27 protein-coding genes and 1 pseudogene are annotated in these 23,396 nt (G+C 62.2%); 15 read left to right on the top strand and 13 right to left on the bottom strand.

Annotated features, from left to right (window positions below):
- Positions 1-133 precede the first annotated feature (133 nt).
- A complete protein-coding gene (locus SK803_RS04265) occupies positions 134-388 on the top strand; it encodes a CsbD family protein (RefSeq protein WP_406601481.1) in 255 nt (84 codons plus the stop codon).
- A 22-nt stretch (positions 389-410) separates the two neighbouring features.
- Here the strand turns inward: SK803_RS04265 and SK803_RS04260 are convergent, their stop codons facing one another.
- The 5 genes from SK803_RS04260 to SK803_RS04240 form a co-directional block, all read right to left on the bottom strand.
- Complete coding sequence (locus tag SK803_RS04260; protein WP_319964416.1) at positions 411-1,436, bottom strand: saccharopine dehydrogenase family protein; 1,026 nt, start codon at positions 1,434-1,436, stop codon at positions 411-413.
- Between the two features lie 9 nt (positions 1,437-1,445).
- Positions 1,446-1,739 carry a hypothetical protein gene (locus SK803_RS04255; RefSeq protein ID WP_319964415.1) on the bottom strand — a complete coding sequence of 98 codons (294 nt, stop codon included), beginning with the start codon at positions 1,737-1,739 and terminating at the stop codon, positions 1,446-1,448.
- Positions 1,740-1,816: 77 nt separating this feature from the next.
- Positions 1,817-2,326 carry a GNAT family N-acetyltransferase gene (locus SK803_RS04250; protein WP_319964414.1) on the bottom strand — a complete coding sequence of 170 codons (510 nt, stop codon included), beginning with the start codon at positions 2,324-2,326 and terminating at the stop codon, positions 1,817-1,819.
- A 13-nt stretch (positions 2,327-2,339) separates the two neighbouring features.
- Positions 2,340-3,539 (bottom strand): cytochrome P450, encoded by a 1,200-nt coding sequence (locus tag SK803_RS04245; protein ID WP_319964413.1) that lies wholly within the window; start codon positions 3,537-3,539, stop codon positions 2,340-2,342.
- Between the two features lie 24 nt (positions 3,540-3,563).
- Entirely contained in the window at positions 3,564-3,935 is a 372-nt protein-coding gene (locus SK803_RS04240; RefSeq protein ID WP_319964412.1) for a hypothetical protein, read from the bottom strand.
- A 263-nt stretch (positions 3,936-4,198) separates the two neighbouring features.
- On the opposite strand from SK803_RS04240, the gene SK803_RS04235 reads away from it, so the two are divergent.
- Genes SK803_RS04235 through SK803_RS04225 form a run of 3 tightly spaced genes read left to right on the top strand, consistent with a single transcriptional unit; the run spans position 4,199 to position 5,311 of the window.
- Positions 4,199-4,624, top strand: a complete 426-nt coding sequence (locus SK803_RS04235) for a hypothetical protein (protein ID WP_319964411.1) — start codon at positions 4,199-4,201, stop codon at positions 4,622-4,624.
- The gene (locus SK803_RS04230) at positions 4,614-4,862 is read left to right on the top strand and encodes a hypothetical protein (protein ID WP_319964410.1); all 249 of its coding nucleotides are present in this window, start codon (positions 4,614-4,616) and stop codon (positions 4,860-4,862) included. Before SK803_RS04235 ends, SK803_RS04230 begins: the two co-directional genes overlap by 11 nt.
- A 5-nt stretch (positions 4,863-4,867) precedes the next feature.
- Positions 4,868-5,311, top strand: a complete 444-nt coding sequence (locus SK803_RS04225) for a hypothetical protein (protein WP_319964409.1) — start codon at positions 4,868-4,870, stop codon at positions 5,309-5,311.
- 16 nt (positions 5,312-5,327) lie between these two features.
- On the opposite strand, the gene SK803_RS04220 is transcribed toward SK803_RS04225, so the two are convergent.
- Entirely contained in the window at positions 5,328-6,239 is a 912-nt protein-coding gene (locus SK803_RS04220; RefSeq protein ID WP_319964408.1) for a hypothetical protein, read from the bottom strand.
- A gap of 4 nt (positions 6,240-6,243) precedes the next feature.
- On the bottom strand, positions 6,244-7,581 hold the full coding sequence (locus SK803_RS04215) for a hypothetical protein (RefSeq protein ID WP_319964407.1): 1,338 nt from the start codon (positions 7,579-7,581) through the stop codon (positions 6,244-6,246).
- A gap of 225 nt (positions 7,582-7,806) precedes the next feature.
- Here SK803_RS04215 and SK803_RS04210 point away from each other — a divergent pair, with 225 nt between their 5' ends.
- Complete coding sequence (locus SK803_RS04210; RefSeq protein ID WP_319964406.1) at positions 7,807-8,646, top strand: DUF3846 domain-containing protein; 840 nt, start codon at positions 7,807-7,809, stop codon at positions 8,644-8,646.
- A 46-nt stretch (positions 8,647-8,692) separates the two neighbouring features.
- Here SK803_RS04210 and SK803_RS04205 read toward each other — a convergent pair whose 3' ends face one another.
- A complete protein-coding gene (locus tag SK803_RS04205) occupies positions 8,693-9,778 on the bottom strand; it encodes a DUF4238 domain-containing protein (RefSeq protein WP_319964405.1) in 1,086 nt (361 codons plus the stop codon).
- Positions 9,779-10,021: 243 nt separating this feature from the next.
- Here SK803_RS04205 and SK803_RS04200 point away from each other — a divergent pair, with 243 nt between their 5' ends.
- Both SK803_RS04200 and SK803_RS04195 read left to right on the top strand, forming a co-directional pair.
- On the top strand, positions 10,022-10,753 hold the full coding sequence (locus tag SK803_RS04200) for a hypothetical protein (protein WP_319964404.1): 732 nt from the start codon (positions 10,022-10,024) through the stop codon (positions 10,751-10,753).
- Positions 10,754-10,776: 23 nt separating this feature from the next.
- Positions 10,777-11,760, top strand: coding sequence for a DUF4238 domain-containing protein (locus tag SK803_RS04195; RefSeq protein WP_319964403.1), 984 nt, complete (start codon positions 10,777-10,779; stop codon positions 11,758-11,760).
- A 10-nt stretch (positions 11,761-11,770) separates the two neighbouring features.
- On the opposite strand, the gene SK803_RS04190 is transcribed toward SK803_RS04195, so the two are convergent.
- A complete protein-coding gene (locus SK803_RS04190; RefSeq protein ID WP_319964402.1) occupies positions 11,771-12,871 on the bottom strand; it encodes a hypothetical protein in 1,101 nt (366 codons plus the stop codon).
- A gap of 1,020 nt (positions 12,872-13,891) precedes the next feature.
- Between SK803_RS04190 and SK803_RS04185 the strand changes: the two genes are divergently transcribed.
- The 6 genes and pseudogenes from SK803_RS04185 (at position 13,892) to tcmP (ending at position 19,238) form a co-directional block, all read left to right on the top strand.
- Positions 13,892-15,583, top strand: coding sequence for a TIGR04141 family sporadically distributed protein (locus tag SK803_RS04185; RefSeq protein WP_319964401.1), 1,692 nt, complete (start codon positions 13,892-13,894; stop codon positions 15,581-15,583).
- A gap of 240 nt (positions 15,584-15,823) precedes the next feature.
- Positions 15,824-16,069, top strand: coding sequence for a helix-turn-helix domain-containing protein (locus SK803_RS04180; RefSeq protein WP_319964400.1), 246 nt, complete (start codon positions 15,824-15,826; stop codon positions 16,067-16,069).
- A gap of 374 nt (positions 16,070-16,443) precedes the next feature.
- Complete coding sequence (locus SK803_RS04175) at positions 16,444-17,352, top strand: hypothetical protein (protein ID WP_319964399.1); 909 nt, start codon at positions 16,444-16,446, stop codon at positions 17,350-17,352.
- A gap of 71 nt (positions 17,353-17,423) precedes the next feature.
- Positions 17,424-17,972: a hypothetical protein gene (locus SK803_RS04170; RefSeq protein WP_319964398.1), complete on the top strand. Its 549-nt coding sequence runs from the start codon at positions 17,424-17,426 to the stop codon at positions 17,970-17,972.
- A 35-nt stretch (positions 17,973-18,007) separates the two neighbouring features.
- A pseudogene (locus SK803_RS46480) lies at positions 18,008-18,298 on the top strand (hypothetical protein); the annotation flags it as partial.
- Between the two features lie 67 nt (positions 18,299-18,365).
- Positions 18,366-19,238 (top strand): three-Cys-motif partner protein TcmP, encoded by an 873-nt coding sequence (gene tcmP, locus SK803_RS04165; protein ID WP_319964712.1) that lies wholly within the window; start codon positions 18,366-18,368, stop codon positions 19,236-19,238.
- Here the strand turns inward: tcmP and SK803_RS04160 are convergent.
- Entirely contained in the window at positions 19,235-19,984 is a 750-nt protein-coding gene (locus SK803_RS04160; RefSeq protein WP_319964397.1) for a DUF5131 family protein, read from the bottom strand. The two genes, tcmP and SK803_RS04160, sit on opposite strands and share 4 nt — an antisense overlap.
- Positions 19,985-20,066: 82 nt before the next feature.
- Positions 20,067-20,417 carry a histone-like nucleoid-structuring protein Lsr2 gene (locus SK803_RS04155; protein WP_319964396.1) on the bottom strand — a complete coding sequence of 117 codons (351 nt, stop codon included), beginning with the start codon at positions 20,415-20,417 and terminating at the stop codon, positions 20,067-20,069.
- A gap of 130 nt (positions 20,418-20,547) precedes the next feature.
- Here SK803_RS04155 and SK803_RS04150 point away from each other — a divergent pair, with 130 nt between their 5' ends.
- A complete protein-coding gene (locus SK803_RS04150; protein ID WP_319964395.1) occupies positions 20,548-20,778 on the top strand; it encodes a hypothetical protein in 231 nt (76 codons plus the stop codon).
- Positions 20,756-21,115 carry a hypothetical protein gene (locus tag SK803_RS04145; protein WP_319964394.1) on the top strand — a complete coding sequence of 120 codons (360 nt, stop codon included), beginning with the start codon at positions 20,756-20,758 and terminating at the stop codon, positions 21,113-21,115. The genes SK803_RS04150 and SK803_RS04145 overlap by 23 nt, the downstream gene beginning before the upstream one ends.
- Positions 21,116-21,935: 820 nt before the next feature.
- On the opposite strand, the gene SK803_RS04140 is transcribed toward SK803_RS04145, so the two are convergent.
- Positions 21,936-22,532 carry a DUF6461 domain-containing protein gene (locus tag SK803_RS04140; RefSeq protein WP_319964393.1) on the bottom strand — a complete coding sequence of 199 codons (597 nt, stop codon included), beginning with the start codon at positions 22,530-22,532 and terminating at the stop codon, positions 21,936-21,938.
- Positions 22,520-23,287, bottom strand: coding sequence for a NucA/NucB deoxyribonuclease domain-containing protein (locus tag SK803_RS04135; RefSeq protein WP_319964392.1), 768 nt, complete (start codon positions 23,285-23,287; stop codon positions 22,520-22,522). Before SK803_RS04135 ends, SK803_RS04140 begins: the two co-directional genes overlap by 13 nt.
- Between the last annotated feature and the right edge of the window lie 109 nt (positions 23,288-23,396).

Here is a 23,396-nt window from a genome sequence, read left to right as displayed (position 1 = left end):
GCACACTCCCGCCCGTATTTGCTTCGTCGCCCGATGGACACGTTCGATCGCGGAACGTCACGCGGTTCCCAGATTTCCCGGTCGTGACCACCCTCACCCGGTTTTCACCCGACCGTGGCGTGACGTCCTGGCGGTGACGGCTGTCGAACAGGCGTCAACGAACTCGGCTCAGGAGGACGCGATGTCGCTGTCGGACAAGATCGGCAACAAGGCGGAGGACCTCGGCGGCAAGGCCAAGGAGGCCGCGGGTGAGGTCACCGGCGACCAGCAGCTAGCCGACGAGGGCCGCGCCGACCAGGCGAAGGCGGCGCTCAAGGACGGCGTGGAGAAGGTGAAGGACGCGGTCGGCGGTGTCGTGGACAGCGTCGCCAAGCACCTCAAGAAGTGACCAGCTGAATCAACCCGCTGGGTCAGGTGAGACGGACCTCGCTCACGACGACGCCGTCGAGCTCGCGCACGAAGTCAGCGCCGAACGCGCTGGACGGCGTGTGCGAGCCCGGCGCGACGCCGTTGATCTTGCCGATGGCGCGGAGCACGGAGTCCGCGGTGAGGCTGTAGGCGTTCGGCGTGGTGATCGCGCATTCGACCTTGGTCTGCGCGTCCCACGCCTCGCCGAACACCTCGGCCCTGGTGTTCGCGCGCTTGCGCTCGTCAGGGCCCTTCACCTTCCCGGCGACGGACTTCGCGACGCGCTGCACGATCGGCGCCTGCAACACCGGGGCGAAGACCTGCTGCAGCTGTCCGAGCACGCCAGGCACGATGGTGAACGTGGTGATGTTCGGTATACCGGTCGAACGGTATGCAGTAGACACGTCACCCCACGGGATACTGCCTACCTCACGCGGTCCTGACCGGAAGTAGGCGGTGCGCCTGCGGTGTCCGATGCGGACACTCCTCAGGTCGCCGTTCTCGCGGATCCGCCCACCAACCGCGGCAGCCTCCACGGACGTCTTGGTCGTTCCCGCGCTCGCTCCTCCTCCGACGACGAACGCGAGGTCGAGGTGCGTGGCGGTCGGCAGGGCGTTCTTCAGGATCGCCGCGACACAGTCCGTGGGCACGACATCGAACCCGGCGCCGGGCAACAGCACGATGCCCGCCCTGCGCGCGTCGATGTCCCTCAGGCCGATGGACTCGAAGACGTCGATCTCACCCGTGATGTCGAGGTAGTGCGTGCGGGTCTTCAGGCAGGCCTCAACCATCGCGGTGGAGGTGTGCGCGAACGGTCCGGCGCAGTGCACGACGGCGTCGACGTCCTCGAGGTGCGCCTGCGCCTGGCTCAGGTCGAACGCCCGGTGCTCGAGCCCCAGCGCGTCGGCGATCGGCTCGACCTTCTCCCGCGTGCGACCGGCGAGGATCGGCCGTTCCCCGCGCTTGACCGCGAGCTCGGCGATGAGGCGTCCGGTGTAGCCGTTGGCGCCGTAGACCATCCACGTCATGCCGCGACCTTACCGGCGAGTAGCGTTGCGTGAAGCGACCAAAGAGCCGATCAGCAGTAGTACGCCGAAGCCGATCGGCGGCAACGACCAGAGCAGCCGGCGATGCCTCAGGTCGGCGCAGATGTCCACATAGGCCGGACTGACCGCGGAGGCGGCGGGCTCGTCGAAACCGATGCCCAGCCCGTTGCCGCACGGGATGAGCGTGCCGCTCGGCGCCTCGACGGCCAGCATCACGAGCAGGATCGCACCTCCGCCCAGCAAGAAGGCGAGGCCGACCACAACGGCGAACGTGCGCACGGACATGGAAGAAAGTTACGTCTCAAATGGACTGGGGGATAGCCCTGGTCAGACGTATTTGGGGCTGATCCCCTAATCCCCGGCTAAACGCTCTCACGCCCCCCGTCCCACAATGCGAGCGAGAACGAACAGCGCTGCTCCACCCGGCCGTTGCGCGGATGCGGCGCAGGGTCGCCGACCTTGATCCATCCGAGGCGTTCGTAGAGCCGCACGCCCCTGATGTTGTCGACGAAGACCAACAGCTCGGCGTTCCGGTATCCGTTCTTGATCAACGCATCGGGCAACGCGCGCAGCATCGCCTCACCAACGCCCCTGCCCCACGCATCGGGGTGGACGCCCACGTAGTTGATGAAGGCGGTGTTCGCCTCTCGCGGCTTCGTCTCATGTGGACCGCCGGCGATGAACCCGACCGCCTCATCGCCTTCCAGCGCGAGCAGGAGCAGCGACGGCTCGTTCTTGAGCGCGTTCTCGATGCCGGGACGTGCCTGCGCGAGCGAAGGAACCTCGTCGTAGCCGTCCCTCGCCGTGACCGCGTGCGCCCAGATCAGCGCGGCCGTGTCGACGTGCTCAGGTCCCCCTTGGATGATCTCCATGCAGGCCAGCGTCTCAGCGACGGAGGACGACCGGAAGCGATTTAAGGCTGCTCATGATGTCGTTGTGCGTCACCGCGGGCTGCCCGTCGCCCGCGTACACGGCGCGCGGGAACCTGGCCGTGAGCTGACGCAGCACGGTTTCGGTCTCCAGCCGGGCAAGCCCCGCCCCGAGGCAGAAGTGCGGCCCGTGCCCGAACGTCGCATGCCCCGTCGTATCGCGGTCGACCCGGTACTCGGCAGCGTCCTCGTGCGCCCGCGGGCACCGTCCCGCAGCTCCGAGGTTGATCAGCAGCAGCGTGTCCTCCGGGACGGTCGTGCCGTCGATGTCGACCGGCTCCGTGGTGATGCGATGCGTCGCGCTGCGGACCGGTGGGTTCTGCCGCAGCGTCTCCTCGACGAGCGCCGGCACCAGATCGGGGTCAGCCGCCGCCTTCTCCCACAGCCCGTTGTCCAACGCGTCGTGCGCGACGTTCGCGATGAGGGCCGCCGTCGTCTCGTGGCCCGCCACGACCAGAAGGAACGCCATCGCCATCAGTTCGTCGTGAGTGAGGCGGTCACCGTCGTCGTCGGCCGCAACCAACGCACCGAACAACGAACTCTCGTCCAGGACATCGCTCGTGAGCAACGTGTGGAAGTACCCGCCCAACGCATCGCTCGCGGGCTGGGAGACCTCGGAGTCCATCGACATCATGGTCTCGATCAACGTGCGGACCCGCGCGCGATCTTGCTCCGGCACGCCGAGCACCTCGCCGATGACGTGCATGGGCATCGGCACGGCCAGCGCGTCGACGAGGTCGACCTCCGTGCCGGCCGGAAGCCCGTCGATCAGCGCCGCGGTGATCTCCTCGATGCGGGGCGCGAGCTGCTGCACCGCCGCGCCGTTGAACGCCTTCACCGCGAGCGCGCGCAACCGTGCGTGCTTCGGGTTGTCGCTGTTGAGCATGCTCGGCCCGAACAGCCCGGCAAGGTCCGCCTGCGGGCTGCCCAGCGCGGCGAGCTGACGCTTGATCTCGCGCTGCAGAGCATCACTGTCCTTGGACAACCTGCGATCGCTGAGCAACGCGCGAGTCAGCTCAAGCCCAACCGTGACCACCTGCACCCGCACGCCGTTGGGAAGCGTCACCGCGTGCAGTGGTCCTGCTGCTCGTGCGTCGTCCTCGATCCGATGGTGTTCGCGTGCACGCAAATCGCCGCCGGTCAGCAGGTTCGACATGGTCGGGCAGCCTCCAGAACTCGACTACTGCAGTGCGTCCAGCACCCCGATCGTTTCTACCGCAGGCAACCGCGGCGGAGAGGCGGCAATGGCCTTCCGTCCCAGCACCCACTCCGGCAGGTGGTGCTGCAACGCCGCGCGCCCCTGCACCGTGATGTCGACCGGCGCCGCCATCCCGTGGTCCATCGCCCGCTCGGGCTTGACCCACGCGATCCACCCGCGCAGCGCCAGCACCTCCAGGTCGTCCGCGTCCCACTGCTTGGCGGGCCGGTGCTCGAGGTACCAGCTCGTGGCACCGCGGTGCACGCCACCCTGTTCCACGAGGGCGAGCAGCTTGATCTGCTCCTGGGTGACGGTGGTGCTGACGGGCTTCGCGGCCTTGCCCTTGCGCTTCACAGGTCGTCGTCCTTCGGAGGTGGCGGGCCCAAACGTCCCCGACAAACGCGAACAAGATACGGCACCACACCGACTCGTTCCAGCTGTCCGAGTCGATCGGGCGAGGAGCACCCCGCGCTCCCGGCGTCAGCCAATGCGCCCAATCAACCTCGAATGGAATAGCCGGTCGACACCTCAGCCCTTGTTCGGAGCGACCGTAACGCCTTTGCGGACGACGCGATATGCCCACAGCTGACAGAAGTGGGCATTGAAGCGAGGTGCATGTGCTCCGCGAACTCCTGATCACCGTGACAATCGCGGGTGGCACAGCGCTGCTTCAGACCATCATGAAGGGAAGCAGTCGAACAAATCGTGCGGGGAGTCGCCACGGACTCAGTGTCGACGACGGGCTCTTCTGGTCGGACTGGACCATTTCCGCAGTACTCGCGTTGTCGGGCTCGGTCATCGCCGCAACAGGAAGCGGCAAGCCACTCGGGCCGGACGTGGGTGCGATCGCCTGGGGATACGGCGCCATCATCGCCGGCGGCATCCTGTTGCCGTTCTTCCTCCGCACGTTCGCATACGGCCCCAACGCCCAGCTGAACCGCATGGGTCCCGGAGGAAGCGGATGGCTCATCCTCGCGAACGCCGCCGGTATCGGCATCCTGTTCATGGCAGTTGCCGCGGGGGTGCAGGTCTATGAATGGTAAGAAGAAAAAGAAAAAGGGCGACCAGGCCCGTGACGTGGCCGCAGCGCTGGCAGGGGCCGCCTCCTTCGCGATTCCCATTGCCGGAGTCGCCACCGTGCTGGGCGTGGGCGCGGTTCCGGCACTCGGCGTTGCCGTGATCGCGAGCGCCGCCGCCACTCAAGTCGCTTCCGCGTACATCCGGGCCAAAGACCGCAAAGAGAAGAAGCCGCCCAAGCGGCGCGATGAGCCCGAAGAATAAGTGTGGTGGGAGCAGTTGAGGCCCTTTCAAACCACTCCACCCCAGTTCAGCGGCTTCTTGATCTTGCGAAGACCTGGCCGGATACGCCGAACGGCGCAGGCCCTGCACCGCCACCCAAGCCCTTCAAGACCCTCCGCAAGCTCAAGCCCGCCGAAGTGGATGAGCTCGTCGAGCAGTACCAAGCCGGCTCCAGCGTCTACCAGCTCACCAAGCACTACGGCATCCACCGCATCACTATCGGCAGACTCCTACGCTCCCGCGGCATCGACACCACAGCCTCAGCACTCACGCAGGAGCAGGTCAGGGAAGCAGCCCAGTTCTACACCGACGGTTGGAGCTGCAAGAAGATCGCTAAGCACTTCGGCGTGGGCGCTGAGACGGTGCGTGAACGGCTACACGAAGCTGAGATACCGATGCGAGGGCCACACGAGAGGGCGCAGAAGCGGTGAACCCTCACGACACCAGCTACCGTTCGATCCCTGGAGGCATGGGACCAAACTTTGACGGCTTGATCTGCGCCAGTGTTGAGTCGAACTCACCACGATAGAAGAGGATGGAGTCATCAAACGGCCCGTGCAAGTGGCCAGCGAGCACTGAGTACTTCGGCTCGCCCGACTTGGCTTCTTCCTTAAGTACTGGACTCTGGCGAATCTGAACCCGCCATACCGTTGCCACACGTTCCGTGAAGCGCGGCTCACATACGAACATGAACTCACACCGTTCGGTGAAGTACCTCCGCATGAAAAAGTATTCGATGCTCAGCATTACAACATCGGACCATCGCACAAGACGGCGGACATCACTGAGATCAAAACGCCGCATGAAACGTTTTAGCGTGAGCCGACTATTTATACTGCTCCAAGATACAGCCGACCGGCCGATAATACATTCAAAGTCGTCACTGGAACCAGGCTTCAACAGCCGCCCGTTGGTTCGCTTGAACACGACGCTGCACTCGCCATCCCGGTTTACCCAGTCTCGGCCGTATGGTTTGTGCGTCAGCAGGATATCGTGACGAGTGTTGTTAGTGAGGCTTCCCCGCACAACAACTTCCAAGCAAGCATCAACAGCTACGCCGTCTAGCTTTTCAAGCTTGAACCGCGTTTCGACGAGTTCAAAGAAGTTTAGCTGTTCCCGAGGCTTTTCTTCAACAGGCGGTGCATCAGCCAGCCGATACTGAATCTCGTCGATGCTCATGCCGACTGCCGGCGGCGGATCCGCCTTTGCTGTCTCGTAGGCGGTCTGTGCCGCCCGTTGGGTCAGCTTTAGTGAGTTTCTCGCGATCTGGCTTGAACGAAACGAGAAGAGCATCGAGCCCAGCGCGACGATGGCTGACGCTATAGGCAACACGCCTACCCAGTTGACCTGCACACTCACCCCATTACTTAAGCAGCCCGACAGCATCTGTAAACCTTCCAAAAAACAAGAAGGCGATGATAGCAACCACAATACCTAACGTCTTCAGCGTGGGCCAATGCACATTAATGCCGCCGCTGAGACTCTCGACAAAGCGCGCTGCGCGTCTACGCGGCAACACTGGTGGCTCCGGGTCCCCGGCCGTCATTACTCCGATGCGCTCAACGAAGTCCAGCGGATTGCGGCTGGTGGTGAGCTGCAGCGCCAGAAACCTACGCTCCTGATAGGCGATGTCGGCCGCCGGGCCATCCGCCACCTGCAGCGCGTTCAATCGAAGCGATTGTGCCAGCTGACGAGCTGTCAGCACTATCTGCTCATAGTCGTACTGCGCGAATCTTCCCTGAGCACGCCGAACCGACCACTCGATCAAGCTTGCAATCTTAAAGCTGTCCTCGTGCTGCTCATCCCTCCATGCACCAGGACGATGCAGCACGAACCTGCGCTCATGCTTCGCCGGCTGCGACTTCTTCTGCTTTTCTCGCTTCTGAGGCACTCGATAAGCAATCGTAGTCCTCGTACAGAGATCAGCGAGAGCAGACTCAGGGCGAAGCACAGTCCACAGTTGAACAAGCAGTTTTCGCAGAAGCGAGAGCGTAACCACTCCCGCGAGCACTGCACCCACCCTAATCCCGTCACTTCGACTAAAGGCATCACTCTTTCCTGGCGCCGCTACAAGCACGGCCAGAATAAACAGGCCGCACATCGATACAGTCGACAGCACGCTGCCTATTGCCCGATATACCCACCCGTGCAGGTACGTAACATGAGCCGCACTCAAGCCATTGTCTGAAACACCCCGGAGCCAGATTCGGAAGTTGGTCCCTTGACGGTACGCAAGATAGCTAGCCCTCAGCGAGCGTAATGACTTAAATGCGACATACATCAGCGCTACGATGACAAAAATCTTGAACCCGATTCTTCGCTCGCTCTCCGGGAGCCTGAGAAGAAAAACCTCCCCTACACGCTCTGCCAGGGCCGCATATCCAGTCAAGGCGATGGCGACCCCGGCGGCAACGCCGGTCCAAGAGGCTCGAATGAGCTTACGCCTCGGCATCACAAATGGGCGCCCGTCGACCTGAGGTGTCAAGGCAGCCGCATACTCGCCGAGCGCCATGAAGAGACCGAAGTGCGCGAAAGCACTGTAGGCCAGCATCATGGCGAAGAGCAGGAGGATGGCTCCATACCTAGTAAGAAACTCAGACAACAGCACTGCCCCTAGCCTGAGGTTATATAGAAGGACGGCGTTTACCTTGACGGCTACGCACCCCTCAACGTTGAACGCCAAACGGGTGAACTTCGGCATAGGACTGCAACCCCGTTAGAGGTAACACTGCGAGCGATACCACGTCAGTGACGACTGGATGCTGCAATTTCCACCATATGCGGTGCTGCCTCGACCTGGCTAAATAGAACTACCGAGCGATCATCGACGCCCCGCCGCAAGCTCGAGGTGCAGAGAGCGTGCGGCCTGGCGTGGATACGAACCCTCCCGCCAGGCAAGGGTCATGCGGTTCATAAGCGAGCACACATGGTGCAAGCCATCGTGGTCCCAGCGGACCTCTCCGAGCCCATCAGGCTGGAGCAACTCGAGAAGCACGACGCCGGCGCGTTCCGCCGGATCGTAGGCGGCAGGTTGGAAGCGGTGCAGCTCAGCGATCCTGCCGCGGGCGTCTACTTCAACGACGAGGGCAAGCTCCAGGAGCTGCCCATCAACCACCGCCTCACCATGCTGCTGCGGATGCACAACAAGCTGTTCCGCGGCGAGGACGTCATCATGGGCAGCGGCCTCATCGTGGGCCCTCCCGATCACGAAGGTGATGATCAGGACGCGCCCGCAGAGCTAGTAAAGCTGCTGTTCAACACCGCGGAGTACCGCGTGCAAGCCCGAAAGGCAGGCACGCGTAGTTGGCACACCACCCTCGGCACCGTCCTCGAGTGGACGGATGCGTACCGGCTGGCGCTGAAGATCGGGCTGGAGTGGCGCAACGTGATCGCCGACGTCCGGGTTGTACCCGAGCTGCCTGCGGGGCTGCTCGACACCTGGTACGAGATCGGCAGCGTCACACCACCGCTGCACGACGCAGTCGATCCTCCGTTCTCGAAGGACAGCTTCATCGGCTGCTTCACGCTGGCCGAGCTGGAAGAGCGCGTCGGAGAATGCTGGTGGGTGCTCGGCACCGCCTTCTATTACCGCGACGCCTGCTTCATCTGCATGGAAGAAGGCGGAGACGACTGGCTCGTCATCCGCCATGACGTTGCAGTGGGTCGCACGGCGCTCTGGCCGCGGATCAAGGCCAGCGAGTTCAGCAAGTTCGTTGCCCGGCTGCTTGCAGCCACCAAGGAGCAGTGCTTGCGGATGGAGTACTGACCCTCGCCCGTTGCGCCGACTGCGCAACGGGCTTCTTCCAGTGGCTCTATCGTTCTGGCTTGATGCGACCTGGGATCGGCCACGGCAGGTCTTTGATGGTCATCCCTTTTGAATCGTTCGCCGACGGAGAGGGGGGAGAGAAGGCCTTCAGCTGCTCTTTGCTGAGTCCGGCAAAGAGACCTTCTTCCTTGATTAGCCCGCTGCCAATATCGGCGTTCGGGTCACGGCGGCCCGGCTGGGGCAGGTACAAGCCTTCGAGTGGCGAATCATCCGGGTGATGGTAGATCGAGCGGCTTGCATGGCGAACGATTTCCTGGTTTATGGATCTGGCTACCATAGCCGTTCCGGCGATCTCAAAGTCAGGTGCGTTGGCATCTGGAGTTCTGTCGCGAGGTTGAATCATCACGGCGGCGCGACGACTAAGTGGGACCAAGAATGCATCGGCGGTGAAAATCCCTACGCCGTGTTCAGGTGGGTAGTCCGGGGCTACGGTCATGGCGACAGGGCGATCAGAGGTCACCAATGCCCGGCGAGTAAACCGAAAGACAGTCCAATGCGCGTCGTAGAGATAGCGACTCATTCCGTTGTGCAAGGACATCAGCACCTTGAGATGCCCGTTAATCTCCGGCATAAGCGTCGGGCCGCCAGGTTTGGTAAGGTCCTGCCACTCCCATTCAAGTTCCTCGTCTGAGATGGTGCGAGCCTCGGCCTTCTCGATGATCTCGCGCAGGGCGGCCTTACCGGAAACGCCAACAGTCAATCTGATCAGTGTCGCCTTGAACTGCGTTTGACTGGAACGAACATCTTCGCCTCGGAGGTGCTGGAGAGCTATCCATAAGGATAGTGCCGCCCGAGGCTCATCTCTGAGTGACCACTCGCCTTCGCGAACGCTGCGCAGCGCATCCGCTGCGGGCTTTTCGATCTCACTGAAGGTGCGCTCGAAGATGTCGGACTGTGAACCGTCGGGGAGCGTCACGGTATAGAAATCTCTTATGACGCTCGCATCCGAGGAGGAGACAATATGACTCTTATCCCCAGGTAGGACGACGCGCCGCAGCTGGTTAGCCTCGTTTGCGAAGCCTTTCAGGTAAAACTGCGACACTACGTGCTGTCGACGAACCAGCTTCGCCATGATGCATCGCCCTCACTTCATTTCCGGCCTGGGCCGAACTCAGGACCGGAGCATGCTAACACCTCAGCGGTTGCGGTCTTACGCGAAAGGGTTAGCGAGTAACGTGTCAGGCGCGGAACCGATATAGAGAGGTTGAGGTTCTGGTCAGCTGGCTCCTCACTGTGAGACGTCCGAACACCGCCCGGCGTTCGAGCCATTCCGACCGTCGGAGGACTAGAATTGCTCACCTACTTGGGAGGCACCTTGAGCAAGCGCGTAGTGGACTACGACGTGTACTACGTTCCGTGGAGTCTCGGTGATCGTGAGGCGATGGCGCGCTACGCCGCCGAATGGCTGGCTGAGCAGCAAGGTGCTCCGCTGTTGTTGTTCCCCGACAAGCCCAGCTCAGAAGGCGATCGGTTGCTCAACAGGTTGACGGCTGGTGCCGCCGCCGCGACACCGCGGAACCTGGGCAGCTCCGGGTGGTCCAAGGGACCAGTACTCGCGGCATGGCCGACGGATGACGTCTTCGAGCTGCTGACGCACGGGTTGAGGTCACGAATCACGGCGCTGTGCGTCATGGAGTGGGGCGACTCGGACGAGGTGCAGCGCACGTGGTTGGCCGGACACCAAGCGCGCAGTGTGGTGGACGGTGCAGTCCATCCCAGCAGCACAGTCACGCTCGACCCGGTGGTTGAGGTCGCGATGCAATACCTAGAAATGAGTGTCAATCACGGCAACAGTCTGACCGGACCCATGGACCGCCGTGACGCGGTCGAGACCCTACGCGCGCTTCACAAGGCTGGCTATCGCTACAACGTCGAGGAGCTGTGTATATGGGCGCTCGGCAACGGGTTCAACTTCCGCGAGGTTGAGCGGCTCAAAGAGATCGCGATCGGTGTGCAGCAGGGCAAGCGCTTCCGGCTTCAAGCTGGAGGCTTCCAGCCCAACATCGTGAAGATCTGGCAGGCGGAAGCGGAGGAGAAGAAAAAGTAGCTCAGACCTGGCATGCTTCGTGCATGTTGGCCCCAGACCCAGCCGCCGAGGAGTACGCCGCCCTGCTGCGGCGACGGCGGGCTGAGCTTGCGCCACACCTCGATAAGCACGTCACCAGCCAGCATGTCGTCTCTCGCGTCGTCCTTCATAGGTTCGGACGGATTGAGGATGAGAAGGCTGGCTTGCAGCTGGCGCGAATGGATCTGCACCACCTGGAGCGGCGACCGAAGCTGACCGGCCCGAAAGGGTGTGGCAAGGTCGATAACTTCATCCGCTACGCCTCGGAAGACGCAGAGAAGACCTGGGGTCGTATCGAAACCAGGTTGCCTGTAGCACTTGCTGCAGCGGACGACGGATCAATACTAAGCCACCCCGATCTGATTGACATCATCAAGGAGGTCATGGCTCTTCATGTCGTACGGGGTAAAGAGTCCGCCGTGATCCATAAGGAGGCCTGGAGCTGGATCGAGGCGGCGAGCCGTCATGCTCTTCGTGGTCAGATCGAGGTACTTAGGCAGTTCACTCTTGCAAGAACGGGTCTTTATTTGACAGGCGCCGACTGGGCTGACCGTGCTATCGACCAGCTCCACGCCAATACTGAAGCCGATTATGACACTGGCTTCCTCTTCCGTATGCAGCAGGAGCGAGCGTTCGAGAAGGTCCGGACCTTTATTCATCGACATGGTTTGGAGTTCCTCGAATCACGTGAGGCGCACTTCCTCATCGGTGATGTGCCGGCAGTTGCAACGCGGCAGGACCGCCAGGAGGTCGGGCTTCTTGGCGGGATAGCCGTCGATGACGCGCACAGCATGGTGATGCCGCTCGGGCCGAGCCTGACGGTGGCAACCAGTCCGATTAACGCACGTGGGGTCGTTCCGCCGGACATAGTGGAACATCTCAACAAGGTCCAGGTCGCGGCGGCACAGGACGAGGTCTATTTCCATCCAGCTAGCGGGCTCGAAGACTTCGTACGTCGAGAGATGGCTCGGATGAGCGGGGACGAGTAGCAGCCTTGCCTTACAGTTCGTCGTTCAACACCCATACGAACGCGACCCCCGCCCGCGGCAGCGTCCACCCATCGAAGCTGATGTTCACGGTCTTCGCGTCATCCGTGCGGCGGGAGTGCTCCACGCGAGGTCGCTGGCTACTGGAGATGTAGTCGATCGTGTTCATGCGCCGGATGCCTGCCGAGGCGTAGTCGAGCTGCACGTGCAACCCCTTCGCCGGCCTCGGCACGTCAAGGTAGAGTTCGTGACCATGCCGCTGCACGAGAGCTCGGTAGGTGTAGGAGAGAGTGACTTCCTGGTCAGGTGGCACCTTCTCACCAAGGCTGGCCGTGTAAACCTGCGCACCATCTCTTGAGGTCCGCTGGATCTCCCTCTCCTTACCGTCCACCAAGAGGCTGACGAGTTCAAAGACGTCGGGATCTTCTGCAGCAAGCCCACCCGAGAGATCGAAGTGCCACACCGCGGTGTTCGCGGGGTCGTGCAACATCTCTCGATACTCACGCTCGCCCGCCACGCAGGCGAAGCGCAAGGTAGGGCTCGCAGACCGCACCTTGTACTCCCACCGCACCGTGGCCGCGAACATCGAGCCAGGGCCGGAGACGGGACCGCCTGCCCACGGCCGTAGGGACACTGACACGTCGACATCACGCCACCGCTCCGCGGCGTTGATCACCTGATCACGTACATCCGTGTAGAGATCCTGCGCCAGCTCCTTGTCCTTAAGCCGCAGTGCAAGAGCGTTGGCGGCAACCCGGTCGAGAAGGTCGTCGGAGGCAGCAATCGTCTCCAGCGTCTCTGGCTTGAAGGCCAGGCTGTCGATCACCGCGCCGCTGAAGGCTGGGGCTTCGTGTCGAATCGCCTTGCTGATGAGCTTGTCCAGACGCCTGTCACCTGCGGCACGGTCAAGGATCTGGAAGTAGATGCCCAGCACTCCGAAGCCGAAGAACCCCGCGCCCAGCTCACCGAGCGGGATCGGTAGCGGGAAGGCAAGAAGCCACTCGACCGCTGGCGGCCACTTGTTCAGCATCAGCAAACCGATGCCGATAACCGTCGAGAGCACGGCGATGAGCTGTGCCTTAGTTTCATAGAGCTGGTCGAGCGTGTCCTTCATTCACCATCGATTGTAGCAAGCATTGCATTAATTGTTAATACTAACCAACTTTCCCTGGACGCAGACTGCATACCAAGGAATTGGAACAGACCACCGGCCTTCGGGGCCACGTCCTGCGACACCAACGCTCACCGTCACCGTCGCCATGTAACACCCCGCAGGACACCTCCGACGTACCAGGCGCGGCGCGCCGCCTATCTGCGGCGAGCGGCAGCTGCGCGCCGTTGATCGGTCGACTCTGTGATCCCAATCACGCAATCGAATGAGCACCCTGCGTCACAATTCCTTGAATTCGAGAATATTGGCCATTGATTGGCCAATATTTGGCTTAGCGCGAGCAGCTGACAAGGTTGTCAGCCAAACCGTACGGCCGGTACCTACTTTCGAGTTACTTGCGACGCGCCGCGTCGACTTGCGTAGCGCTTATTAGCTCGACGAGACTCAGCCTCCAGCTAACCGGCAAAACCTGCCGCTCGGCGCAGAACCTTGAACCGAAGCAGACGCCACCCGTTCGTGTGAGGCATCCTGATCACGTTCGGGTCACACCAGGATCTCCCGAGCACACAAACGCGGCCCCCTGCGGGAACAGGGAGCCGCGTGAAGCTCCACCCCATCCGCCTGGCCTAGCAACCAGCAAGTTATTCCGGAGGAAGCGCGTTGAGTCTAGGGCTGTTGCCCGCGTTCCACTAGAGCCTCGGCCGAGTGAATCGGCCGCTCAGGTGTTCGCCTGCGCACAAGCCCCGTCGAGGTCGATCGACCTTCTCTCTCTTCACAGTCGCGTTTGGTGACGCTCCTGCGCATCCGAAACGTCGGGCACGACGTCTTCGCGATCAACGCTTGAGGCACTACGGTTGCCGGGCTCTTGCTCAGCCACGATCCCGGCAACCGTTGGCACACAAGCAGTCGCGCGGTCAGCGCTCTCACTTGCCGTACGGCCACGGCCGTACACATCAGACTCAACGTCACGGCGGGCGCACGCCATCTGGCTGCGCTCGTCGTTGCAAGGCAAGGACGACTCACTTGACAGGCACAGCTCTTCCCACCGGCCCCGCAGCGCTCTATCGCTTCCCGGCCGGCCTCCCCCTTACCGACTACCTCAAGCTGGCCGACGGCGCAGAGGTTGAGTTCGACGACGCCATGGAGATCGCGGGCGCACCTGCGCACGTTCTCGCAGGTGTGCGCATCGTTGATGAGGCCAAGTGGGCTCGACACCCACGACGGGTGACCGGCCTCGACCTCGCATTGTCCGCCATGACTCCCTTCACCGTGGTTCTTGTCGAGATCGACCCGAACTGGGTCATCGCTGCGTGTTGGGGTGCCAGCGCGCGGCATCTGCTCGACGACGTTCTGCTCGACGAAGGTTTCGGCCTGCGGTTCGGCATTCGTCGCCTCGACCCCGTGAAGCTGCGCACGTTGAACAGCAACTCGCTCGACACCAGCTCCCGCAGCAAGCAGACCTCGTTCCCCCAGGGACACTCGCTCTCTGGCTTCGGGCTTGAGCCTGCGGGTGAAATCGTCACCAGGCTGGCAGGTCCTGCCAACCTGGAGGGCCTCACCTACCACGCTGCGACTGACGGGCGAGCCTGGCAGATTAAGTGCGGCAACTCGCTGCACATCCAGGTAGGCCGCTCTCCGGAAGAGTTCATCGCGGATCTGCGTGCGATCTCAGGGATCGTGGACTCAAGCGACGAGAACTCGCCGCTGCGATTCCTCAACGAGGTACGACCGGTCAGCTCCAACCACCCGCTGAAGGCCGAGCTCGACGCTCGATTTGCGGTGGCGCTGAGCGGTGACGAGCGCTTCGGCTCCATCGGGATCTGTTGGCCTGCCGCGGTGCACGGCGTGGTGGAGGAGGCTGACTCCTTCATCAGCACAAGCATCGGGGGTCTCGGCCCGCTGCTGCTCAACGCCGACTTCGGCGTCGAGGAGATCACTGCCCGGTTCGCACACATCACCGAAGGAGCTCGCCTCGCAGAACTGGAAGCAGCACGCTTCGTGCCCTGCGAGGACAACCAGGGCCAGGAGGAGCTCTGCCGGCCGATCTCGATGTTCAAGTGGATCGCCTTCGAGACCACCATCGGCGACAAGACCTTCTGCCTACAACAGGGGCGGTGGTACGAGCTCAGCAAGGACTCCATCGACAGGGTCAACGAGCAGCTGGCCGAGCTCATCGCGAACAAGAGTTCGCTGCTGTTTCCGGTATGGGAGCGGCAGAAGGGCAAGGACGACGAGCACCGCTACTGCGAAGACGAGCTGGCGGCACAGCCGGGCTTCCTTTGTCTGGATCAGGACTTCGCAAAGACGGCGATGCACCCGAAGCTGGAACTCGCGGATGGCATCGGTCCGGACGACGAGCTGATCCACATCAAATGGCCGTCGCGCGCCGCGGAACTCGGGCATCTGTTCAACCAGGCGCAGGCGTCCGCATGGTCGCAGCGCCTTGAGCCTGAGGCACTGCAGCAGCTCCGGGAGAAGGTGAGAGCGCTCGACAACACCCGCACGGTCACCGACCGGCCGCGGACGGTGGTGCTGGCGCTTGGTGGCCGCCCGTGGGAGGTCGAGAAGATCTTTCCTCTCACGAGGGTCAGCTTGCTGCGCCTGAACCAGGACCTCACGTACCTCGGCATCAAGCTCGAGTTCGCTGACATCCCGTCTGTGACGAAGCCGAAGAACACGACAGTCACGAACCCGTCGAACGGACAGGCGGCCTAAGCCCGGCGCAGGGGCGGCCGCCGGCCGCTTCGGGTTCAATACAAGGCGAGAGCCCTGGGTGTTAGAGGCACCCAGGGCTCTCGCGTGTGCTGGCGAGCTATCAGGTGCCGCCCCCGCCGCCGCTCATCGCGATGCGCATCTCGCCACCCCCTTGGGAATCCGGTGAAAGCGGCCGATCGACCACCCTGGCGGCGATATCCGATTTTGGGATATTTGCAACGGCGGTTGTGCGCTTTCCGGATGGACAAGTCGATCTACTCGGCGGCGTACCAGCGGCTATGCGCACTTCTCCGGGAGATCCGCACCGAGGCCGGGTTGACCCAGGTGCAGGTAGCCGAGCGCCTCGACGAACCACAGTCTTTCGTGAGCAAGTACGAGTCCGGCGAGCGCCGGCTGGACGTGGTGGAGTTGCGCCTGGTGGCCGAAGCGCTTCAAACGACGCTCACCGCAGTGATCACGAGGCTTGAGGAAGAGCTGGCCAGGTAGCACAGCTGCCCGATCCTCCAAAATTCTCGGTTCACATACCGAAAATCGCGCAAGCGGATACACAGTTGCACACAGTCGACTCGTTAGCTAAATCAAGAATTTAGCGTCGGATTAGGCATAAGAACTGCGAATAAGTCACCCAGACGGCCTATGGCGCCGCCCAGCAGCTGATCAATATGGTCTTTCCTGGGGCGAGCAACCGAAAGGCTACCAAGAAGTCCCGCCATCCGGAGGACGCAGCATAGCTATCCCTTACAGCTGGCCCGACATCTTTCCGATGCGGGATCCTTCGCATGCTTGCCGCCAGACACAGATATGGTATACACGCGACGGCGCGGCAATAATATGCTGGTGTAGTCTCAATGAGGGGGGACATGAAGAAGATATCAGCAATGGCAGCGGTGGCGGTTGCCTTTGCGGCAACTTTGACTGCAACGAGTGCGCAGGCAGCGGACTTCGTGAGCACTGCAGATCGGATTTCACTGCAGAATTTCACGCAGACAGCGAAGGCTCGCTACGGCATCGATCTGAACTCTGCGGACTACAAGGTAAGCCAGAGCGCGGGCGTACGGATCATCCATCGGAAGGATGTACCGACTCCTGAAGCATCTATCACCAAGATGCCGAACGGCAGCACGAGAGTAGGAGCCAGAGTTCAGCATACTTCCCCCTCAGGTACTGAGGTTGAGAAGCTGGCTGCGCCAGGGGAAGTCACTGTCCAGCAAGAGGTACCGTGGCGGCAACCGTCTTGTTTCAGCCTCACCGATGAGGAAGATCCAGCAAACATCGGAGACATGCTGACATGTTCAGCGTGGGCACGAATGTCTTACCCAGGAGAATCACGCTTCAACTGGGGCTACAAGGTCTACGGAACTTGCACCCACACGAACAGAATCAACACCTACGAGCTCGATGGCTGCGATGTACAGACCCAGCAGCTGACCTTCGCTCATTCTCCCAAGCTGTACTGGAACGATTGGAGCCCTAGAGGTTCGGTCGATCTTCCGAACTGCGACGACAGAGCGCTAAGTGTTGGCTGGGGCGGGGTAACCGCTGGTCACACCACAAGGGTCTGCGAAAGGCTCAATCCGTATCCCGGCGTGGATCCTGGAACCATGATCGCTGCGTGGATCGGCGACGCCTGGAACGGAGAATCCCGCGAAGTCGCATTCGTAGAGGCGTTTGGCGCTGAAAACACGCTCGCAATTGAGATGTACAACGAAGCTTACTACTTTTACTCGCCGTGCAGCCTGATTCCCCCAAGTTTCGACCTGTGCGGTTGACCTGAATAGGTAGCTGGCCGCATACTACGCACTCTACGGTAGCGGCCAGCTACCTGCAGTAGGGGGATGAGATGAAGGACGAACGCCGTCGATCCACCAGGATCTTTTTTGCTGTCGTTGCGATCCTTCTGCTCACCGCCGCTGGCGTTGCCGTTTGGAAAGCCGCCAGTCAGTCGAATGTCGGAGAGCCAGTAACGCAGGAGGACGCCGAGATCCTCCTGGAAGAGACGGTTGCCTACGCGAAGGCAGGCGACTACGACGGCCTTTGCCGTTCGCTGGCCACCGAGCCTTCCGTGTGCCGGCAGCTCGCAGAGGATGCTCGCGCCCAAGCTCCGTCAACCGGCGGAGCTCACCCAGCGGTAACCGGGTTCACGGCAGACGCTGGTCAGTTCAGCTTGAACCGGGTATCTGTTCTCCACCTTCGAGGCACACGCGCCGATGGAACGCAGTACACGAGCGATTTCGCAGTGGTACGCAGGCCGAGCGAAGGTGGTCGTCAGGTATCGAGCCTGACCCCGGTGTACTGGTCTGGCGTCAAGTACAGCGCTGGGCAGCCATGTAAGGACGGCGAACATCAGGGAGATGCCTGCGGCGCGAACACTCGGAAGATTGCGCCGTAGCGGAGCAAGTTCGCTGGAGCTGGCTTGTCCCATGAATGCCAACCGCCCGGACCCCTGTCGATCACCTGATCGATAGCCGTACGCCGGTAGGCGGACGTGCAGTTTTGCCGATCCTCCACGAGTTCACCGTAGGTATGGTGCCTAACGAGTGCGCGCACGAGGAGGTCAGCATGCCGGTGCACGGTGACGTTCCCTGGCCGATCCCTGAGCACACATCCGCGAAGCACGACATCTACAGGCACTACCTGCGTCGCTGGTTTCCGATCCTCATCAGTGGAGCGAACGGCTATCCATCTGCGACCTATGCAGAAGGCTTCTCAGGGCCTGGCATCTACGAAGGCGGCGAGCCCGGATCACCTGTGATCGCGATCCAAGCCCTCCACCAGGAGGTCCCTGCTACCAAGGGAAATCAGCCGGTTCCTGTTCATCGACGACGATCCGCGGTGCATCAAGCTCCTCAACGAGCAGCTCGCGCCAGTCGTGGCCAGTTCGCCACGCGCGGCCCCCTCGATGCCGATCAAAGTGCAGCAGGGCAAGTGCGAAGAGATCCTCGAAGACGAGCTCACCAAGATCAACGCTTGGGGCCAGCCAATCCTCGCGGTTCTCGACTCGTGGGGCAACGCACCAGTCTCGTTCCGGCTGCTGCAACGCCTGGCTGCGAACCCTTCGAGCGAGGTCATCGTCACCTTCGAGCCGCAGTACTTCGTGCGCTTCGTGACCGAACTGGGCGACTCTGCTGACGAGGTCTTCGGCAGCGACCGGGCCTGGCGTCAGGTGGCAGATCTGCCCGATGGTCCGACAAAGCGCCGGCATCTGCTGGACTGCTACCGGCACACCTTGAAGTCAGCGGGCTTCGGCTTCCTGCTTGACTTCGAGTTGGTCGACCGCCGCGGAAATGTGCTTTATCTCGTGTTCGGCACCAGACACAAGCTCGGCGTGGAAAAGATGAAGGACGCGCTCTGGGAGGTCGACCGTGCATACGGCGTCGGCTTCCGCGACCCTCGGGATCAGCAAGAAGAGGCACTCTTCGCCGTCGACGAGCCACAGCTCGCGCCCCTCGGCAGGCTTGTGCTGCCTGAGATCGCAAAAGCCGGTCTACACGGCCGCAAGGTCGGCACCTTGATCGACTACACCCTGTGCGAGACCGTCTTTCGCAAGCAGCACATCATCCCAACGATCGAGTCCCTGCGAGCACAGGGCAAGGTAGAGACCAGGAAGCCCGGCCGCATCACCTACGGAACCGAGGTTCGTACGCCCGCTTCCTAGATCCCGCTCAGAACGGCCGGCATCTCGTTGTGCACTTGTCCGTCGAGCTCCCGGCCACCAGCCTTCGGATGACGGCCACCCCACTGCTTGTGGAAGAACGCAACGCCGCCAGCCGCGCAGGCATCCCGGATACCTCGCACCCAGTGCGGGTCACACGGCCGCGCACCAGGCCCCGACTCTCCACCAGTGATCACCCAATGGATGCCTTCGAGCTCCAGCGACGGAAGCGGCCCGAGCAAGGGCTCTGCGGAGATGAAGCGCACCGCAGCACCGACCTCGCGTAGATCATCCACGCGGGCGAGTTGACTTTCGTCCTCCGCGGAGACGCCCATCCACACATTCTTGGGCCAGTCCAGGCGATCCGCCATGCGGCGAAGACGCGACGCACGCTTCGTGAGCACCTGGTAGGTGTGCTGCGGCGTCTCACGCATCACGGTGAAGACGTCACGCACGAACCCGATGGGCACCTTCGCATGGAAAAGGTCAGACATCGAGTTCACGAAGACCACCCGCGGCCGTCGCCACCGGTACGGGAGCTCGAGCGCATCCGGGTGGATCGCCACGCCGAAGCCTGGGCCGGAGGTCCGCGGATCGCCATCGGTCTGGTACTTCTCGGCGCCCATCGCCTTGAGCCGCTTGGAAAGCGTGAGCGCGTAGCAGTTGTCGCAGCCCTTCGAGATGCGATCGCAGCCGGTGGTGGGATTCCACGTCGCTTCTGTCCACTCAATCGGACTGCTGTCAGACATGGCTCTCCATCTCAGGGCGGAGTTCGATGCTACTGACTTGCCGGCGCAGCAGACGCTCTGGGCTCGTTGAGCCACAACATGATCACCGGTGAGCCTGCTCGAACTCCTCGATGATGCTGGTGGGGATACGGCCACGCTCGGAAAGTTCGTGCCCGTTGGCCTTGGCCCACTCACGGATGGCCTTGGTCTGCTCCTTCGTGCGGGACTCGGCCACGATGGTGCGGCTGGTGTTCGTCGCCCTCTTGGTGCGGCCACCCATCCGGCGGGCCCTCGCAACGAAGTCCGCCAGGGCGTCACGGAGCCTGGCTGCGTTGTCCTTCTTGAGGTCGATGTCGTAGGTAACACCGTCCAAGCCGAAGCTCACAGCTTCAACATCTTCGGCGGCGGTGCCATCGAGATCGTCAATGAGTTGCACGAGAACTTTCTGCGCCACGGACGTACTCCATTTGGTTGCGGGCTTCAGGTTTAGGCGGTGACTTTAGCAAGATCGCTTTTGCAAGCTGGTGCACCGACACCGGGCTTTCAGCGGTAACGCGAAGGTTCACCGGAACGACGCAGCCAGCGTGCACCGCCGTGAAGGCCGCGACCTAGACCGGCGCCGGCTCGAACTGCTGGCGGCGGTGTTCTTCGTCGCCCTGGTCGACACGGTGGTGGCAGTTCAGATGGTGAGCTGGTGGACGACCGCGGCAGGCACGAACTCCGCCGCTGTTGCCAGCTTCTTGCTTGTACTCCGCCAACGCATCGCAAGCCACCCTGTCGAGAGGAGTCGTGATGACCAGCGCTGCCGCACCTGATCGCGCACAGCTGTCGAGGGAGTTCGATGAGGCAACGCGGGAGGGCTACCGCTTCCTCGTGCGAACCATCAGGTACCAAGCGAAAGCGTTCCTCAACATGGTCGTGATGGACGGCGGGGAAGTAACAGCTCACGCGCTCCTGCGTACGCCGAACGTGTCCGACGGGTTCGAGCGGTTGCGCCGAGAAAACATGTTGCAGCACAGCATCGAGGCGCTCGTACTGAACCCACGCTACGCCGAACTGTTCGCCGAGCATGAGCTGGAGATCGCACGGACTCGGCTTCAGGCAGTCGGCTTCGACGTTGAGGACTATCTGCCAAGACTCCCACCGCAGTAGGTGAGAACTCAACGCCCGCTGCGACGAGCTACCGCTCCTTGATGTCCACCGTTGAGCGCCCTGATGATCGCAGGGCGCTGGCGAGCTGGTACCCCTCACCTGATGACCACCACTGCGAGCAGGCCGGTCAACCCGATGCTCGACCACCCACCCATCGCCCTGAGCAGCGCATCTTCACGATTTGCGGATTGTTTTAGACACCTGCTCGCTACTTCGAACTCTAAGCACTTCACCTCCCTGCCACACGGGGAGTAACTCTGGGCTTAATCACCGTGCGACGGGGTGTACAGCACGCCAGCTGCCTCGAAAGAATGTGTCTGGCCGGCCGCCGACTGGCCCGCCGGTACTACGCAGAACTGAGGAGGTGAAGTAATGGGAGACAACGAAGGTTCGATTTATCAACGCGGCCCTGGTGGCGAGGTGCCCAACGGACAGAGCATCAACGGGACACCTGGCGCCTACGGGAACATCCCGCTTGACGGGCAGGCTCAGTCTGAGCACGTCACTGTGTACGGCGATGGATGGCACCGCAGCTGGGACAACCCGGGCACGACTGGTGATCACTCGACGGATCATGGAACCGGTCAGATCACCCAGCACTAGCACGACAGCCGCAGATCCCCAGCCGATTTGTCGGCTGGGGATCTTGCCTATAAGTGATGAGTCCTTAGGGTGGGCCAGACTCGAACTGACCATGCAAGCGTCTCACATCTCGAAATAGTTCCGATGTAAGCTTTCATGTGCCGCGGACACGGCGGCGATCCAACGCCGCTTCACCCTACTCCAATTTAGACACACAATAGACTTAATTGCAAACCGCTTAGGGCGTTCGCGAGCCCTCCACTTCCCGCAACAACTCATCCGGGTCCGGGATGCGGAAGGTAGGGAGCTTCTTCACCAACCACTCCTGGTCAAAGGCCACATCGGTCTGCTGCTCCACGAGCGCAAGGCAAGCCGCCCGGAGTTCGTCGGGCTGAAGCTGGAGTCCAACTCCCCACTCCGGGATGACGTCGTCGGGCGCGGCTGGCTGCGCGCCGAACGTCGGCTCGAAGTACGCCGTCACCGTGCCAGCGTGGGCTTCGGTAATGCGGAACATCCCATTGCCGTTCCAGTGCACCGAGAAGAAGTAGCCATCGCCTGCGGAGGCGCGGCGAGCGATCTCTGGCACAGTGCCGCTCCAGCCGTTGTTCTCCAGCGCAACCACGGCGTCCTGGTGCTCGAAGACTTGGAAGTGGAAGTCGTCGCCGTCGTCGAGGCCAGCATCCTCAGCCTCGACCATGGTCATGAGCTGGCGCTGCTCGGGGTGGCCCCCGTAGATACGCACCACCTCATTCACGCTGCGGCCACGGATGATGGCGAAGGTCATCACCACATCGAGCTGCTGCGCCCACTGGTAGCGGTCGATCAGCTCCCGCACGACTGCTCCTTCGCGATATCCACGCCTGTGTAGGGCCCGGTGGCGATCTTCTCCGGGTTGGTGATCACCACGGTGAAGGCACTGCCTTCCACGATGCCAGCCCGGCGGTACTCCTGCCGAAGGGTGCCACCTTGGCAGTTCTGTTCACGCATGGGCACTTCCATGATGCGCACGTTGGCGACGATGCCGCCCTCGGCGCTCGAGGCGAAGGCGTACTCGTCGCAGCTGCCCTTCGCGAACTGCGCTTTGAAGTTGCCGCATACGGCAGCGCGCCGGCCTGCGTCTGAACCAGGCGCTCCCTTGTGCAGAGCGAACGGCTTGCCCTCGGCCCACGCCAGCGTGATGTTCTGCGCGATGAAAGGCATCTTGGCTGCGTCGATGAGCACGACCTTCAAGTTGTCGCACTTGCGCTGTTTCAGCAGCTGGTCCGCGGTGCACTTGTCGGTCTTGGGCTTGGCGCCGGGCGCCACCTGGTAGGCGACGGCGGTATCAGCGGTGAGGTCGCCGAGGAGATCGGGGAAGCCTGGCACGAGCTGCGGGCCAAGGAGAACGACAGCTCCACCCACCACCAAGATCGGCAGGATCCCTAAACCGGTCTTCGTTGCCACCTGCAGCGCCCCCTCACGCACCTGTCCACGTGGCTTAAAGCACCCGATCTTGGCTTCAAGCCCGAGACGCCAGAGTCTCGGCTCAGCGATCTTGTGAACAGGACGGTTTGCGGGCAGGAACCGGACATCACTGTGCTTGAACAGCACAAACTCTGGAGCGCGCGTCGTGGTGCTTGGTGTACTTCCTACCTCACCAGGTAGCTAGGTATGGCCGCGAGTGGGAATCATGAAGAGGTCACCTTCGAACTCAAGGAGC

The organism is Lentzea miocenica (genome assembly GCF_033949945.1).
GTDB lineage: Bacteria > Actinomycetota > Actinomycetes > Mycobacteriales > Pseudonocardiaceae > Lentzea > Lentzea miocenica.
This window is presented reverse-complemented; position numbering and strand designations above follow the sequence as displayed.